Source organism: Ramlibacter sp. PS3R-8 (genome assembly GCF_037572435.1).
Lineage (GTDB): Bacteria > Pseudomonadota > Gammaproteobacteria > Burkholderiales > Burkholderiaceae_C > Ramlibacter.
The window spans coordinates 66806-82129 of record NZ_JBBHGT010000002.1 but is presented as its reverse complement, the minus strand read 5'-3'; the positions used below and the strand labels follow the sequence as shown (position 1 = coordinate 82129).

11 protein-coding genes are annotated in these 15324 nt (G+C 70.5%); 10 read left to right on the top strand and 1 reads right to left on the bottom strand.

Going from position 1 to position 15324, the window contains the following annotated elements; all coding sequences use genetic code 11:
- Positions 1–6: 6 nt before the first annotated feature.
- Genes WG902_RS08340 through WG902_RS08325 form a run of 4 tightly spaced genes read left to right on the top strand, consistent with a single transcriptional unit; the run spans position 7 to position 3449 of the window.
- Positions 7–828, top strand: a complete 822-nt coding sequence (locus WG902_RS08340) for a cobalamin-binding protein (protein WP_340059556.1) — start codon at positions 7–9, stop codon at positions 826–828.
- Positions 821–1690 carry an ABC transporter substrate-binding protein gene (locus WG902_RS08335; protein ID WP_340059555.1) on the top strand — a complete coding sequence of 290 codons (870 nt, stop codon included), beginning with the start codon at positions 821–823 and terminating at the stop codon, positions 1688–1690. Before WG902_RS08340 ends, WG902_RS08335 begins: the two co-directional genes overlap by 8 nt.
- Positions 1687–2676, top strand: a complete 990-nt coding sequence (locus WG902_RS08330) for a FecCD family ABC transporter permease (RefSeq protein ID WP_340059554.1) — start codon at positions 1687–1689, stop codon at positions 2674–2676. Before WG902_RS08335 ends, WG902_RS08330 begins: the two co-directional genes overlap by 4 nt.
- Positions 2673–3449: an ABC transporter ATP-binding protein gene (locus WG902_RS08325; RefSeq protein ID WP_340059553.1), complete on the top strand. Its 777-nt coding sequence runs from the start codon at positions 2673–2675 to the stop codon at positions 3447–3449. The genes WG902_RS08330 and WG902_RS08325 overlap by 4 nt, the downstream gene beginning before the upstream one ends.
- Before the next feature lie 7 nt (positions 3450–3456).
- Here WG902_RS08325 and WG902_RS08320 read toward each other — a convergent pair whose 3' ends face one another.
- Positions 3457–4203 (bottom strand): carbonic anhydrase, encoded by a 747-nt coding sequence (locus WG902_RS08320; protein ID WP_340059552.1) that lies wholly within the window; start codon positions 4201–4203, stop codon positions 3457–3459.
- Between the two features lie 228 nt (positions 4204–4431).
- Between WG902_RS08320 and WG902_RS08315 the strand changes: the two genes are divergently transcribed.
- The 6 genes from WG902_RS08315 to WG902_RS08290 all read left to right on the top strand — a co-directional run bounded on the left by WG902_RS08315 (position 4432) and on the right by WG902_RS08290 (position 15319).
- The gene (locus tag WG902_RS08315) at positions 4432–4869 is read left to right on the top strand and encodes a universal stress protein (RefSeq protein ID WP_340059551.1); all 438 of its coding nucleotides are present in this window, start codon (positions 4432–4434) and stop codon (positions 4867–4869) included.
- 13 nt (positions 4870–4882) lie between these two features.
- Complete coding sequence (locus WG902_RS08310; protein ID WP_340059550.1) at positions 4883–5533, top strand: class I SAM-dependent methyltransferase; 651 nt, start codon at positions 4883–4885, stop codon at positions 5531–5533.
- 4 nt (positions 5534–5537) lie between these two features.
- The gene (locus WG902_RS08305; RefSeq protein ID WP_340059549.1) at positions 5538–7184 is read left to right on the top strand and encodes an alkaline phosphatase family protein; all 1647 of its coding nucleotides are present in this window, start codon (positions 5538–5540) and stop codon (positions 7182–7184) included.
- Positions 7185–7395: 211 nt separating this feature from the next.
- Positions 7396–8889, top strand: a complete 1494-nt coding sequence (locus WG902_RS08300) for an efflux RND transporter periplasmic adaptor subunit (protein WP_445263672.1) — start codon at positions 7396–7398, stop codon at positions 8887–8889.
- On the top strand, positions 8886–12050 hold the full coding sequence (locus WG902_RS08295) for an efflux RND transporter permease subunit (protein WP_340059548.1): 3165 nt from the start codon (positions 8886–8888) through the stop codon (positions 12048–12050). The genes WG902_RS08300 and WG902_RS08295 overlap by 4 nt, the downstream gene beginning before the upstream one ends.
- Entirely contained in the window at positions 12047–15319 is a 3273-nt protein-coding gene (locus WG902_RS08290; RefSeq protein ID WP_340059547.1) for an efflux RND transporter permease subunit, read from the top strand. The genes WG902_RS08295 and WG902_RS08290 overlap by 4 nt, the downstream gene beginning before the upstream one ends.
- Positions 15320–15324: the final 5 nt, after the last annotated feature.

Here is a 15324-nt window from a genome sequence, read left to right as displayed (position 1 = left end):
GGTAGCATGAACCCACGGAGCATCGCCATCCCGCGCGGCCCGCGCCGCATCGTCTGCCTCACCGAGGAGGCGACGGAGTGGCTGTACCTGCTGGGCGAGGAGGAGCGCATCGTCGGCATCTCCGGCTACACGGTGCGGCCGCGCCGCGCGCGGGAGGAGAAGCCGAAGGTCAGCGCCTTCCTCTCGGCGAAGATCGACAAGATCCTGGCGCTGCGGCCCGACTGCGTGTTCGGTTTCTCCGACCTGCAGGCCGACATCGCCGCGGAGCTGGTGCGCAAGGGCGTGCAGGTCACGATCTTCAACCAGCGCAGCGTCGAGGAGATCTTCTCCATGCTGTTCCAGGTCGCGGCCATGGTGGGCCGCGCCGACGACGGGTTGCGCCGGCTCGAGGCGATGCGCGCGCGGCTGCTGGCGATCGAGGCGGCCGCAAGCGCCTTGCCGCGCCGGCCGCGCGTGTATTTCGAGGAGTGGGACGAGCCGCCGATCAGCGCGATCCGCTGGGTGTCCGAGCTCGTGGGCATTGCCGGCGGCGACGACGTGTTCCCCGAACTCGCGGCGCAGCCGATGGGCAAGGACCGGATCGTCGCGGACAGTGCGGAGATCATCCGCCGCAATCCCGACATCGTCATCGGCTCCTGGTGCGGCAAGAAGTTCCGCCCCGAAAAAGTGGCCGCGCGGCCGGGATGGGAGGCCGTCAACGCGGTGCGCGACCGGCAGCTGTTCGAGATCAAGTCCGCGGACATCCTGCAGCCCGGCCCGGCGGCGCTGACGGATGGCGTGGAGCAACTGCATCGCATCGTGCTGGACTGGAGCAGGGCGCATGCGTAGCTGGCTGGCTGTCCTGCTGCTGGCTGGCACCGCCTGCGCGCACGCGGTGCAGGTGACGGACGATCGCGGCGCGCGCGTGGCGTTCGCGCAGCCGCCGCAGCGCATCGTCTCGCTGCTGCCGTCGCTGACCGAATTCGTCTGCGCGCTGCAGGCCTGCGAGCGGCTGGTCGGCGTCGATGACTATTCCAACCATCCCGCTTCGGTGCGCGCACTGCCGCACGTGGGCGGGCTGGAGGACGCCCGTATCGAGAGCATCGTGGCGCTGAAACCGGACCTGGTTCTGGCGCCGACCTCGTCGCGGGCGCTGGAGCGCCTGCAGGCGCTGGGGCTGCAGGTGCTGGCGCTGGAGCCGCGCACCTTTGCCGACGTGCAGCGGGTGCTGGCGCTGCTCGGCCCGGTGCTCGGCACGCGCGACGCCGCCGCGATCTGGCGCGGCATCGAGCAGGACCTGGCGGTGGCCGCGCGCGAACTGCCGCCGCACTTGCGCGGAACCCGGGTGTACTTCGAAGTCAGCAGCTCGCCGCACGCGGCCAGCGAATCGTCCTTCATCGGCGAGTTGATCGCGCGGCTGGGCCTGCGCAACATCGTGCCGGGCGCGCTGGGCCCGTTCCCTCTCCTGAACCCCGAGTTCGTGGTGCGCGCGGATCCGCAATGGATCCTGGTGGCCGACGACGACGTCACGCGGCTGCCGGCGCGCCCGGGCTGGGCCAACCTGCGCGCGCTGCGCGATGGGCATGTCTGTGTCTTCACGGCGGCGCAGGGCGACGTGCTGGTGCGCGCCGGCCCGCGCCTGGCGGAGGCTGCGCGGCTGATGGTGCGCTGCCTGCGTGGCGAGCTGGCGGCGCAGGGGCCGCGGCGGTGACTGCCGCGGTGCGCGCCCCGGCCTTCCTGGCGGGTTGGCTGATCGCGGCGAGCGCGGGACTGCTCGCGCTCGGCGTGGCGGTGGGCAGCACGGGGTGGGAGCCGCTGCGCGACGTGGCCGGCGCCGGCCAGACGATCCTGTGGGAGATCCGGCTTCCGCGCTCGGTGGGCGCGTGGCTGGCCGGTGCGCTGCTTGGCCTGGCGGGCGCCATCGCGCAGGGACTGTTCCGCAATCCGCTGGCCGATCCCTACCTGCTCGGAAGCGCCACGGGCGCGGCGTTCGGCGTTGCGGTGCTGCTGGTGACGATCGGCGCCGCGCCCGCCGCTGCCACCGGTTGGGCCGCGCTGTTCGGGACTACCGGCGCCGCGTTCATCGGCGCCCTTGCCGGGGTCGCCGCGACGCTGGCGATGGCGCGCGGCGTGCAGCACACCCTGCGCCTGCTGCTGGCGGGCGTGATCGTCGGCATGGTGTTCGGCGCCCTTGCGGCGCTGATGATGTTCATGGCGCCTGACTTGTTGCGCACCATGCAGGCCTTCCTGCTCGGGACCACCGGCTTCCTCGGCTGGCCGGGCGCGGTGGCGCTGGGGCTGTCGCTCACCCTGAGCGCGGCGGTGGCGATCGGGTTCAGCCGCTCGCTCGACGCGCTGGCGCTGGGCGAGACCACGGCGGCCAGCCTGGGCGTCGCCCTGGGTCCCGTGCGCATGCTGCTCGTCGGCGCGATGGCGCTGGCCACCGGTGCCGCCGTGGCCCACGTGGGACTCATCGCCTTCATCGGCCTCATGGCGCCGCACCTGGTGCGGGCGCTGGCGAAGCCGACGCACCGCTGGCTGCTGCCCTTGTCCGCGCTGGCAGGCGGCGTGCTGCTGCTGGCCGCGGACGTCATCGCCCGGTGGCTGCTGGCGCCGCGCGAATTGCCGGTGGGCGTGGTGACGGCGGTGCTCGGGGGTGGCTACCTGCTGGCGCTGATGCAGCGGAGGCCGCGATGAATGCAGCGCTGGCCTGCCGGGACCTGCGCGTCACGCTCGGCGCGCGCGAGGTATTGCACGGTGTGGACCTCCAACTGCCGGCGGGACGCTGGACCGCGCTGGCGGGGCCCAACGGTGCCGGCAAGACCACGCTGCTGAAGGCGCTGGCCGGCCTGCTGCCCTCCCGTGGCGAGGTGCAGGTGCTGGGCCGGCCTGCCGGCGCGTGGCCGGGCCGCGAGCGGGCGCGCGCGATCGCCTGGCTGGGGCAAGGCGACAGCGGGGCAGAGGATTTGCTGGTCGATGACGTGGTGATGCTCGGACGCTTGCCGCACCAGGACTGGCTGGGCCTGCCCACCGCCGCCGACCGCGAGGCCGTGCAGTCCGCCATGCAGGAGACGCAATGCGGCGCATGGCGCGGCCGCGCGCTGGGCAGCCTGTCCGGTGGCGAGCGCCAGCGGGTGTTGCTGGCGCGCGCGCTCGCCGTGCAGGCGCCGCTGCTGTTGATGGACGAGCCGCTGTCGCACCTGGACCCGCCGCACCAGGCCGACTGGCTGGCCATCGTGCGCCGCCACGTGGCGCGTGGCGGCACCGCGGTGAGCGTGCTGCACGAGATCAGCATTGCGCTGCAGGCCGACGACCTGGTCCTGCTCGATGCCGGCCGGGTGGTCCACCATGGCGCCACCTCCGAAGCTGCCACCCATCGCGCGGTGGAGAAGGTATTCGGCGATCGCCTGCAGGTGCATGCGGTTGCCGGGCGGTGGGTGGCCCTGCCGCAGGAGGCCGGTCAGGCCTGACCGCGCGTTACCGCGTCGCTTCGATGGTGCGTCCGTTGAGCGGCTGCGTCGGCCTGGCATTCATCTTGTACAGCTTGCCGAACGTGGCGATCTGGCCCTGCTGCATCTTCACGGGCGTTTTCAGGACGAACCACCGCACGTCCTCGCTGCACGGCGGCGTCGTGAGCGAACCCTGGAACGTGTAGTAGCCCTTGTCCGCCGGCAGCAGCATGGCGGCGTCGATGCTCGCATCGGTGACCGATTCCTTTTCCTTCTGCCGGGGCAGGTTCTTCCACACCGCGTCGATGGCGGGATTCGCGCCACCCTTGTCCAACAGGACGGCGACCACCGCGAGCTTGCCGTCGGGCCCCTGGTGCACCAGGTGCGCGACCATGTCGTGCGACTTGCCGTCGATCTTCTCTTCGCTCGGCTTGTGGAAGTGGAACTGCACCAGCTCGTAGCGCACGCCGCCGACTTCCAGGGAGCTGCCCGGGGCGTAGTTCACCTGGATGGTATGGCCGTTGTCGATCAGCTTGAGCAGGCCTGGCTTGTAGTCGAACTTCAGGGCGGGCAGTTCCGCTGGCCTGGCGCCGCGGATGTCGATCGGCGACTGCACCTTGCCGATCTTGCAGGTGGCGAATTCCTTGCCGATCTGCCCCCACTCCTGCGGACCGCCATGGCCCTCGTAGGCCCAGTGCTTGTCCGCGGCCTGGGCCTGGAGGTGGCAGCACAGCGCCGCGGCGAAGAGTACGGGGACCGACTTTGCGACTGGCATGGCGATTCTCCTGTGGGGCGACGGGTTCGAGCCGTGTCCCAAGATAGGGAAGCCGCCCCACCGCGTCCACTGCACCTTGGGGCAGTCTGCCCTGGGCCGGGGCAGCTCTGGAACGGGATCCCGGCTAGGGGTTACGCCCGACGCCAGGGTGTTCCCAACAGGCCGCCTCCCGGTCTATGCTCGGCCAGCCGCGGCATGGTGCCGCAGGCGCGTCCTTGGGGGTGCGGCATGTACAAGAAGATCCTGCTGGCTTATGACGGCTCCGATGCGGGGCAGAAGGCGCTGCTCGATTGCCGCGACGTCGCGCAGTGGAGCAATTCCGAGCTTCACCTCGTGGCGGTGATGCCCTCGGCCATGAGCTTCGTCGGCCTGGAAGGGGGCGTGTACGACGTCGAACTGGAGGAACGCGAGAAGACCAAGTACCGCGGCGTGCTCGAGGACGGGCTGCGACGCCTGTCCGAGGCCGGCTTCACCGCCCGCGGCGAAGTGATCACCGGCGAGGCGATCGACGAGTTGAGCAAGTACGCCCGCAAGATCGGCGCCGACCTCATCGTGGTGGGCCACAAGCACCTGGACAGCTGGGCGGCGCGCTGGTGGCGGGGCTCGATCTCCGGCGCGCTGATCGAACACGCCCCTTGCAGCGTGCTGGTCGTCATCACGCACTAGCCGGCCGGGCACCATGCAGTACCCCACCGGCCCCGGCCGGAGGCCCGATGCTTCGCGGGCCAGGGCGCAGTACCGCGGCCGCGCGGCGCGTTACGACGCCGAACTCGCGCCCTTCGAGCCCCTGCGCCGCGAGGCCCTGGACCTGCTGGAACTGCACGCCGGCGACACCGTGCTGGACGTCGGCTGCGGCACCGGCCTCAGCTTCGACGGTCTCAAGCGCAAGGTCGGAACGGGCGGGCACATCGTCGGCATCGATCCGTCGCCCGAGATGCTGGCGCAGGCGCGGGTGCGCATCGCGCTGCACCATTGGACGGGCATCACGCTGCTGCCGGCCACGGCCGCTGAAGCGCCTTTGAACGGCAGCGCCGACGCGGCGATGTTCCATTTCACGCACGACGTGCTGCGCGACCCGCAGGCGCTGGACCATGTGTTCGCCCATCTCAAGCCCGGCGCGCAGGTCGTCGCCACCGGCTTGCAGTGGGGCCCGCCGTGGCTGCCGCTGACCAATGCATTCGTGCTCGGCGCTGCGCTGTATTCGGTCACTTCGATGGCCGGGCTGGCACGACCCTGGGACCTGCTGGCCGCACGCCTGACCGGCGTGCGCCTGCACTCGATGCCCTGGGTTGGCCTCTATGTCGTGAGCGGGCGCGCAGCGGTAACCTGAGCGCATGAAAACCTCGCTGCTGCTGCGCCGCTGGGCGCTCCTGTTCGTCGCCGTCCTCGTCTGCGCGTGTGCCGGGGTGCAGCCGCCGGAGCGGCCCAGGCTGGTGGTGCTGTTCGTCATCGACGGCTTGCCGCAGCGGCAGGTGACCGCCTACCGCGACCAGCTGGCGCCCGACGGCTTCGCGCGCTTCCTGGACCGGGGCAGCTGGTTCAGCAACGCGCACTACGGCTACGCCTTCACGGTCACCGCGGCGGGCCACGCCACCATGCTGACCGGCGCCTACCCGCATCGCACCGGCATCATCGGCAACGAGTGGAACGACGTTGCGACCGGCCAGGCGGTGTACTGCACCGGCGACACGTCGGCCACCTACATCGGCAACGACACGAAGCCGCTGGACGGCACCAGCCCGCGCAACCTGAAGGTCGAAACGGTGGGCGACGTGCTGCGCCGCGTGGATTCCCGCGCCAAGGTGATCGCGCTGTCCGGCAAGGATCGCGGCGCCATCCTGCCGGGAGGACACCGGGGCACGGCCTACATGTACATGTCCGGCAGCGGCCAGTTCGCGTCCACCACCTACTACATGCCGCGCCACCCGGCGTGGGTGGACCAGTGGAACGCGGCCAAGCCGGCGGACCGCTACTTCAAGACGGAATGGAAGGCGCTGTTGCCCGAAGCGGCCTACGCGCGTTCGTTGCCGGACAGCCAGGCGTGGTTCGGCCCGCGCGGCGGTGCGCTGCCCATGTTGATGGGCGCCCGCGCCGACGACCAGCCGGGCCCGAACTACTATTCCGCCCTGCTCGCCAGCCCCTACGCCGACGCGCTGACGCTCGATTTCGCCCGTGCCGCCATCGCCGGCGAGCAACTCGGCGCCGACGACGTGCCCGACATCCTGTCCATCAGCCTGTCCGGCCACGACTACGTCAATCACCGGTGGAGCGCGGAGTCGCGCCTGTCGCACGACCACTTCCTGCACCTCGACCGCATGCTGCAGGCCTTCTTTGCCGACCTCGACCGCACCGTCGGCCGCGACAACTACGTGGCCGTGCTGTCCGCGGACCACGGATTCATGCCGGCGCCCGAGACCAGCCAGGCGCAAGGGCGTGCGGCCGGGCGGGTGAGTGGCAGCCAGCTGCTGGCGCAGGTGAACACCGCGCTGGAGGCGAAGTTCGGTGTGCCCAAGCTGGCGCGAAACCTCTCGGCCTCGGCGGTCGTGCTGGACCGCAAGCTGCTGGCCGAGCGCGGCCTCGACCTCGACGTGGTGGCCAATGCTGCCCGTGACGCCGCGGCGGCGCATCCGCAGGTGGAGGCCGCCTACACGCGGCGCGAACTGCAGGCGGGAAGCCGCGCCGGCGCGCCGTATTTCGACCAGATGCGCCTGAGCTGGAACCGCCAGGTGTCCGGCGACGTGCAGTTGGCGCTCAAGCCGTACTGGATGTTCGGCTCCAGCACCTCCATCACCACCCATGGCTCGCCGCATCCATACGACACGAACGTGCCGATCCTCGCCTGGGGGCCGCGCTGGGTGCGTGCTCAGGCGGTGGAGCAGCGGGTGGAAGTGGCGGACATCGCGCCCACGCTGGCCCGCATCCTGGGGGTGCCGGCCCCGGCCGCCAGCGAAGGGCGACTGCTGCCGCTCGCCCAACGGTAGGCGGCGGGCGGACCGGCGGCCCGTCTTCACGAACGGGAAACACGGCGCACACGGCCGTTTTACGCCTGGGGCTCATGCTGGCGGACAAGCGGACCCAGCAGAAGAGCGCCTACAGTGTCATGCGACGCCTCCTGTCGGGCCGGCAAGCCGGCCGAAGGCACGCTCTGCGCCTGCTGAACTTGCCGCGCCCCGAAGAACAAGAAGGACATCGATGCCCACCACTCCGCCGCGGCCCCCTGCCGATCCCACCCACCAGATGCCCGCGACAAGCCCCGCAGCTCCGCGCAAGCTGAGCCGCCGGGCCTCGCTCATCGGTACGGTGCTGGCCCTGCTCGTCGCCGCCGGACTGGCGTGGCTGGCCTGGGACCTGACGCGGCCCGACCAGGCGGCGCAACGTCCGGGTGCGGCCGGCGCCAGGCCGGGTGGAGGTGGCGGCGGCGCGGGCGGCGGACGCGGCGCGACCACCGTCGGCATCGCGGTGGCCGAGCCGGCGGACATCCCCGTCAACATGGAGGCGCTGGGCACCGTGGTGCCGCAGGCCACGGTGCGCGTGCGGCCGCAGGTCAACGGCGTGCTGACGCAGGTGCTGTTCAAGGAAGGCCAGCAGGTGAAGAAGGGGCAGTTGCTCGCCACCATCGATCCCCGCCCCTTCGAGATGGCGCTGCAGCAGGCCATCGGCCAGCGGATGCGCGACGAGGCGCAGCTCGCGGCCGCGCGCGTGACGCTGGAGCGCTTCGAAACCCTGCTGGGGCAGGACTCCATCGCGCGGCAGGAAGTCGACACGCAGCGCGCCACCGTCAACCAGCTCGCCGCCACCGTGGTCAGCTCCAAGGCTGCCGAAGGCACCGCCCGCCTGAACCTCAGCTACACCCGCATCGTCGCGCCCATCGAAGGGCGCGTCGGCCTGCGCACCGTGGATGTCGGCAACCAGGTGAGCCAGAGCGACACCAATGGCGTGGCCATCATCACCAAGCTGTCGCCGATCGACGTGGAGTTCGCGGTGCCGCAGGACAGCGCCTCGTGGCTGCAGCAGAACGCCGGGGCCGCCATGGAAGTGAAGGCTTTCGACCGCACCCGCACGACGCTGCTGGAGACCGGCACCTTCGCCTCGCTGGACAACCAGGTCGACACCAGCACCGGCACGGTGCGGGCCAAGGCGCGCTTCGACAATGCCCGCCTGCAGCTGTTTCCCAGCCAGTTCGTCAACGTGCAGCTGCAGCTGCGGGTGCTCAAGAACGCGGTGGTGGTGCCTGTCTCGGCGGTGCGCCAGAGCGGCAGCGGCGAGTACGTCTTCGTCCTGCTGCAGGACCGCACCGTCAAGCAGCGCCAGGTGGTGCGTGGGCAGATGGTGGCGGACCGGGTCCAGATCGTGTCCGGGCTGCAACTGGGCGAGCGCGTGATCACCGAAGGCGCCGACCGGCTGCGCGATGGCGCGCGGGTCCTGCTGCCGGGCGACACGCCAGGGCAGCAGGGTGGACCGCGGCAACGCCGCAATGCAGCGTCCGGTCCCGCCGCCCCCGCTTCGGCTGCGTCTGCCGCGGCCGCGGCCGCTGCGCCCGCAGAGGCGGTTGCCCCGGAACAGGCTGCGTCCTCCGACGCGCGCGCGCGGCGGATGGCGGAATTCATGAAGCTCTCGCCCGAAGAGCGCGAGCAGCGGCGGCGCCTGCGCCGTGAGGCGTCCGGCAACGCGGCCCCCGGCCAATGAGTCCATCGCGCCCGTTCATCCTGCGGCCGGTCGCGACCGCGCTGCTGATGGTGGCCATCGTGCTGGCCGGGCTGGTGGGCCTGAAGTTCCTGCCGCTGTCGGCCCTGCCGCAGGTGGACTACCCCACCATCCAGGTGCAGACGCTGTACCCGGGGGCCAGCCCGGAAGTGATGGCGCAGACCGTCACGGCGCCGCTGGAACGGCAGTTCGGGCAGATGCCGGGGCTGCAGCGCATGGGCTCCAGCAGCGCGGCGGGTGTCTCGATCATCACCCTGCAATTCGGGTTGGGCCTGGCGCTCGACGTCGCCGAGCAGCAGGTGCAGGCCGCCATCAACGCCGGCGGCTCGCTGCTGCCGGCCGACTTGCCGGCTCCCCCCGTGTACGCCAAGGTCAACCCGGCCGACGCGCCGGTGCTCACGCTGGCGATCACGTCGTCGACGCTGCCGCTCACCGAGGTGCGCAACATCACCGACACGCGGCTGGCGCTGAAGATCAGCCAGGTGGCCGGCGTCGGGCTGGTCACGCTGTCCGGCGGCCAGCGGCCCGCGGTGCGCATCCAGGCGGATGCCCGGGCGCTGGCATCGCTGGGCCTGACGCTGGACAACGTGCGCACCACCATCGGCACCGCCAATGCCAATGCCGCCAAGGGCAGCATCGACGGGCCGACGCGCTCGTACACGATCAACTCCAACGACCAGTTGCTGACCGCCAAGGACTACAGCAACCTCGTCATCTCGTTTCGCAACGGCGCACCGGTCCGGCTGACCGACGTCGCGCAAGTGGTCGAAAGCGCCGAAAACGTGAAGCTGGGAGCGTGGGCCAACCTCCAGCCGGCCATCATCCTCAACGTGCAGCGGCAGCCCGGCGCCAACGTCATCGCGACGGTGGACGCCATCAAGCAGCGCCTGCCGGAGCTGACCGCGGGACTGCCCGGCTCGATCCAGGTGGAGGTGCTGTCGGACCGCACCACCGGCATCCGGGCGTCCGTGCACCACGTCGAGATCGAGCTCATGCTCGCGGTGCTGCTGGTGGTGCTGGTGATCTTTGCCTTCCTGCACAGCCCGCGGGCCACGGTGATCGCCAGCCTGTCGGTGCCCATCTCCCTGATCGGCACCTGCGGCGCGATGTACCTGCTGGGGTACAGCCTGAACAACCTGACGCTGATGGCGCTGACCATCGCCACCGGTTTCGTGGTGGACGACGCCATCGTGATGATCGAGAACATCTCGCGCCACATCGAAGACGGGGAGGAACCCATGCGGGCGGCGCTCAAGGGCGCCAGCGAGATCGGCTTCACCATCATCTCGCTCACGGTGTCGCTGATCGCCGTGCTGATCCCGCTGCTGTTCATGGGCGACGTCATCGGCCGGCTGTTCCGCGAGTTCGCGGTCACGCTGGCGATCACCATCCTGATCTCGATGGTCGTCTCCCTGACGCTGGTGCCGATGATGTCGGCGCGCTGGCTGAAGGCCCACCATGCGCCGGAAACCGGTTGGGGTGGCAGGATGCAGCGCGGCTTCGACCGCGTGATCCACCATTACGACCGCGCGCTCACCTGGGTGCTGGCCCGCCAGCTGCTGACGCTGGGGGTCGCGCTGGCGACGCTGGTGGTGACGGTGCTGCTGTACGTGGCCATCCCCAAGGGGCTGTTCCCGACGCAGAACACCGGACAGCTGCAGGTGCGGGTGGAGGGCGAACCATCCATCTCCTATCCGCGCATGGCCGCGGTGCAGCAGGACGTGGCGCGGCTGCTGCTGGAAGACCCGGCGGTGAGCAGCATCGCCAGCTTCGTCGGCGTGGACGCGGCCAACAACACCATGCTGCACACCGGCCGGCTGCTGGTGAACCTGAAGTCGTCGCGCGGCGACCTGCAGGAGACCATGGACAACCTGCGCCGGCGGGGCCAGGGCGTGGCGGGCGTGCGGCTGTTCCTGCAGCCGATGCAGGACATCACCATCGACTCGGAAAGCGGCCCCACTCGCTACCGGCTGTCCGTCGAAGGGTCCGACACGGCCACCGTGAACGAGTGGGCGCAGCGGGTGGTGGAGCGGCTGCGGCAGGAGCGGCGCATCGCCAACGTCACGACGGACGCCGGCGCCACCGGGGCGGCCATGTTCGTGGACGTCAACCGCGACACGGCGTCGCGGCTCGGCATCACCTCCTCGGCCATCGACGAGGCCTTGTACAGCGCCTTCGGCCAGCGCATCGTGTCGACCATCTTCACCGAGACCAACCAGTACCGCGTGGTGCTCGAGGCGACAGCAGGAGGCGGGGGCGACGTCACCGCGCTCAGCGGCATCCAGCTGCGCGGCAGTTCCGGCGAGCCCACGCCCCTGACGGCGGTGGCGCGCATTTCAGAGCGCCGCGCGCCGCTGCAGATCACGCACGTGGCCCAGTATCCCGCGGCCACCGTCGGCTTCGACACCGCGCCGGGCGTGGCGCTCGGCACCGCGGTGGACGCGATCCGCGCCGCGACCGCCGGCCTGGACCTGCCGCCCACCGTCAGCATCACGTTCCTGGGCGCGTCCGGCGCGTACGAGGCTTCCTTGAGCAACCAGCTGTGGCTGATCCTGGCCGCCGTGGTGTGCGTCTACATCGTGCTGGGCGTGCTGTACGAGAGCTACGTGCACCCGCTGACGATCCTGTCCACGCTGCCCTCGGCGGGGGTCGGTGCGCTGCTCGCGCTGATGGTCACCGGCAACGACCTCGGGGTGATCGGGATCATCGGGATCATCCTGCTGATCGGCATTGTCAAGAAGAACGCGATCATGATGATCGACTTCGCGCTGGAGGCCGAGCGGGTCGGCGGCAAGGCGCCGCAGGAGGCCATCCACCAGGCCGCGCTGCTGCGCTTCCGCCCGATCCTCATGACCACGCTGGCGGCCCTGTTCGCCGCCGTGCCGCTGATGCTGGGATGGGGGGAGGGCGCCGAGCTGCGGCGTCCGCTGGGCCTGGCGATCTTCGGCGGGCTGATCGTGAGCCAGTTGCTCACGCTGTTCACGACGCCGGTGATTTACCTGGGGTTCGATCGGTTGGGGCGGCGGTGGCGGCGGCGCCCCCACCCCAACCCTCCCCCGGGGGGGGAGGGAGGAAGACCTGAATTGCTCCCTCCCCCTCTGGGGGAGGGCGGGGGTGGGGGCGCTCCCGAAGGGGCACGATGAACCTCTCCGCCCCCTTCGTCCGCCGCCCCGTCGGCACCGTGCTGCTGACGGTGTGGATCGCCCTTGCCGGCATCGCAGCGTTCTTCAACCTGCCGGTCGCGTCGCTGCCGCAGGTCGACTACCCGGTGATCTCGGTGTCGGCCAGCTTGCCGGGCGCCAGTCCCAAGACCATGGCGTCGAGCGTGGCGACGCCGCTCGAGCGCCGGCTGGCCACCATCGCCGGCGTCAACGAGATCACCTCCAGCAGCAGCACCGGCAGTTCGCGCGTGACGCTGCAGTTCGACCTGAACCGCAACATCGACGCCGCCGCCCGCGAAGTGCAGGCCGCCATCAACGCGTCACGCAGCGACCTGCCGGCCAACCTGCGCAGCAATCCGACCTACCGCAAGGCCAACCCGTCGGCGGCGCCGGTGATCATCCTGGCGCTGACCTCGCCGACGCGCTCGCCCGGGCAGATCTACGACGCGGTGTCCAACATCGTGCAGCAGAAGATCGCGCAGGTGCCAGGCGTCGGCGACGTCGAGCTCGGCGGCGGCTCCCAGCCTGCCGTGCGGGTGGAACTGATTCCCTTCGCGCTGAACCGCTACGGCATCTCGATGGAGGACGTGCGCGCGGCGCTGCAGTCCGGCACCGCCAACCGGCCCAAGGGCGACATCGCCGTGAACGGCCAGCGGATGCAGATCTACACCGGCACGGGCATGGCCAACAACGGCAAGTCGGCCTCGGACTACCGCACCATGGTGGTGGCCTGGCGCGACGGGGCGGCCGTGCGGCTGGCCGACGTGGCGGAGCTCAGCGACGGCGTCGAGAACATCAACACCATGGGCCTGTTCAACGGCAGTCCCGCCGTGATCGTGCTGGTGACGCTGCAGCCCGGCGCGAACGTGATCGCCACCGTGGACGGCGTGCGGGCGCTGCTGCCCAACCTGCAGGAAGCGCTGCCCGACGACATCCAGCTGGACGTCGCGTCCGACCGCACGCATTCCATCCGCGCCTCGCTGCACGAGGTGGAGCTGACGCTGGCCATCTCCATCCTGCTGGTGGTGCTGGTGGTCAGCGTGTTCCTGCGCAGCGCCCGCGCCACGTTCATTCCCGCCGTGGCCACCGTCGTCTCGCTGCTCGGCACCTTCGGCGTGATGCACCTGCTGGGCTTTTCGCTGAACAACCTGTCGCTGATGGCGCTGACGGTGGCCACCGGCTTCGTGGTGGACGACGCCATCGTGGTGCTGGAGAACACGGCGCGCCACATCGAAGCCGGCATGGACCGCTTCGAAGCGGCGCTGGCGGGCGCGCGGGAGGTCAGCTTCACGGTGCTGTCGATCAGCCTGTCGCTGGTCGCCGTGTTCATCCCGCTGCTGTTCATGGGCGGGCAGGTGGGCCGCCTGTTCCGCGAGTTCGCGGTCACGCTGTCGGCCGCGGTGCTGATCTCGCTGCTGATCTCGCTGACCACCACACCGATGATGTGCGCCTGGCTGCTGCGGCGCGACGCGCACGAGCGCCAGCCGGGGCGGCTGGCCCGCTGGTCCGAGAAGGCGTTCGGCTGGACCCAGAAGGCCTACGAGGTCAGCCTGGACTGGGCGCTGTCGGCGCGCTGGCTGGTGGTGCTGATCCTGCTGCTTGTGATCGGCCTCAATGCCTTCCTCTTCGTCCAGATCCCCAAGGGCTTCTTCCCGCAGCAGGACACAGGGCAGATCAGCGGCGGCATCCGCGCGGACCAGAGCATCTCGTTCCAGCAGATGCAGGACAAGCTCAAGCAGCTGGTGGAGATCGTCCGCAACGACCCCGCGGTCGACACCGTGGTGGCGTTCACCGGCGGCGCGCGGGCCGGCGGTGGCTTCATGTCCATGACCCTCAAGCGCGGCGACGGCGCCGAGCGCGGCCAGGCCGTCATCGCCCGCTTGCGGCCGCAGCTGGCGCGCGTCACCGGCGTCAGCCTGTTCCTGAACCCGGTTCAGGACCTGCGCATGGGCGGCCGCCAGTCCAACAGCACTTACCAGTACTCGATCAAGAGCGACAACGAGGCCGACCTCAAGCTGTGGGCTGCGCGGCTTGCCGAAGCGATGAAGCGGCAGGAGGCACTGGTCGACGTCGACACCGACCAGCAGGAAAACGGCGTCGAGGCCTATGTCCAGGTCGACAAGGAGACTGCCGCGCGGCTGGGCGTCACGTCGCGCGCCGTCGACAACGCGCTGTACAACGCGTTCGGCCAGCGGCAGGTGGCCACCATCTACGACGAGGTCAACCAGTATCGGGTGATCATGCAGCTGGCGCCGCGCTACATCCGCAGCCCGGAGGCCTTGAAGGACATCTACGTGCCGGGGACCAACACCGGCGCGCCGACGGACCTGGCAGCGACGCTGGCTGCATCCTCCAACACGTCGTCCACCAGCACGGCGACAACCTCCGCCGCAACGACCCCCACGCCCACGTCCGCCAACCTGTCCCTGCGCGACGGTTCCACCGGACAGGCGGTCAGCTCCTCGGCGCGGACGATGGTGCCGCTGTCCGCCATCGCCAGGTTCGACGAGCGGCCCACGGCCACCTCGGTGAACCACCAGGATGCGGAGCTCGCCACCACCATCTCCTACAACCTCGCCGAGGGCGCGACGATGGCGCAGGGCCAGGCCGCCGTGCGGGCGGCGGAGGCGGAGATCCGCATGCCGATCAACGTGCGCGGCAGCTTCCAGGGCCAGGCGCGGCAGGCGCAGGAGACCAACCAGCAGCAGCCGCTGCTGATCCTGGCCGCCATCGTGGTGATCTACATCGTGCTCGGCGTGCTGTACGAAAGCCTCGTGCACCCGATCACGGTGCTGTCCACGCTGCCGTCGGCCGGCTTCGGCGCGGTGCTGGCGCTGCTGATCGCCAAGCTGGACTTCTCGATCATGGCGCTGATCGGCGTGTTCCTGCTGATCGGCATCGTCAAGAAGAACGCGATCCTGATCATCGACTTCGCCCTGGATGCGGAGCGCTCGCGCGGCCTGAGCCCGTACGAAGCCGTGCGCGAGGCCTGCCTGCTGCGCTTCCGGCCGATCCTGATGACGACGCTGGCCGCGCTGCTCGGGGCGCTGCCGCTGGCCATCGGCTTCGGCGAAGGCGCGGAACTGCGCCGGCCGCTGGGCATCGCCATCATCGGCGGGCTGATCGCCAGCCAGGTCATCACGCTGCTCACCACGCCCGTCGTCTACCTGATGCTGGACAAGCTGCGCCGCCGCAGCCCCATCGAGCGCCAGCTTTCCCGCCACGGCGAGTCCGAAGTCCAACCCGCCTGAACACC

What these genes read in the sequence shown, in the direction of transcription:
- WG902_RS08300 (WP_445263672.1), top strand. Translation starts at nt 7,396, where the DNA reads ATGCCCACCACTCCGCCGCGGCCCCCTGCCGATCCCACCCACCAGATG.
- WG902_RS08320 (WP_340059552.1), bottom strand. Translation starts at nt 4,203, where the DNA reads ATGCCAGTCGCAAAGTCGGTCCCCGTACTCTTCGCCGCGGCGCTGTGC.
- WG902_RS08335 (WP_340059555.1), top strand. Translation starts at nt 821, where the DNA reads ATGCGTAGCTGGCTGGCTGTCCTGCTGCTGGCTGGCACCGCCTGCGCG.
- WG902_RS08310 (WP_340059550.1), top strand. Translation starts at nt 4,883, where the DNA reads ATGCAGTACCCCACCGGCCCCGGCCGGAGGCCCGATGCTTCGCGGGCC.
- WG902_RS08315 (WP_340059551.1), top strand. Translation starts at nt 4,432, where the DNA reads ATGTACAAGAAGATCCTGCTGGCTTATGACGGCTCCGATGCGGGGCAG.
- WG902_RS08305 (WP_340059549.1), top strand. Translation starts at nt 5,538, where the DNA reads ATGAAAACCTCGCTGCTGCTGCGCCGCTGGGCGCTCCTGTTCGTCGCC.
- WG902_RS08325 (WP_340059553.1), top strand. Translation starts at nt 2,673, where the DNA reads ATGAATGCAGCGCTGGCCTGCCGGGACCTGCGCGTCACGCTCGGCGCG.
- WG902_RS08340 (WP_340059556.1), top strand. Translation starts at nt 7, where the DNA reads ATGAACCCACGGAGCATCGCCATCCCGCGCGGCCCGCGCCGCATCGTC.
- WG902_RS08295 (WP_340059548.1), top strand. Translation starts at nt 8,886, where the DNA reads ATGAGTCCATCGCGCCCGTTCATCCTGCGGCCGGTCGCGACCGCGCTG.
- WG902_RS08290 (WP_340059547.1), top strand. Translation starts at nt 12,047, where the DNA reads ATGAACCTCTCCGCCCCCTTCGTCCGCCGCCCCGTCGGCACCGTGCTG.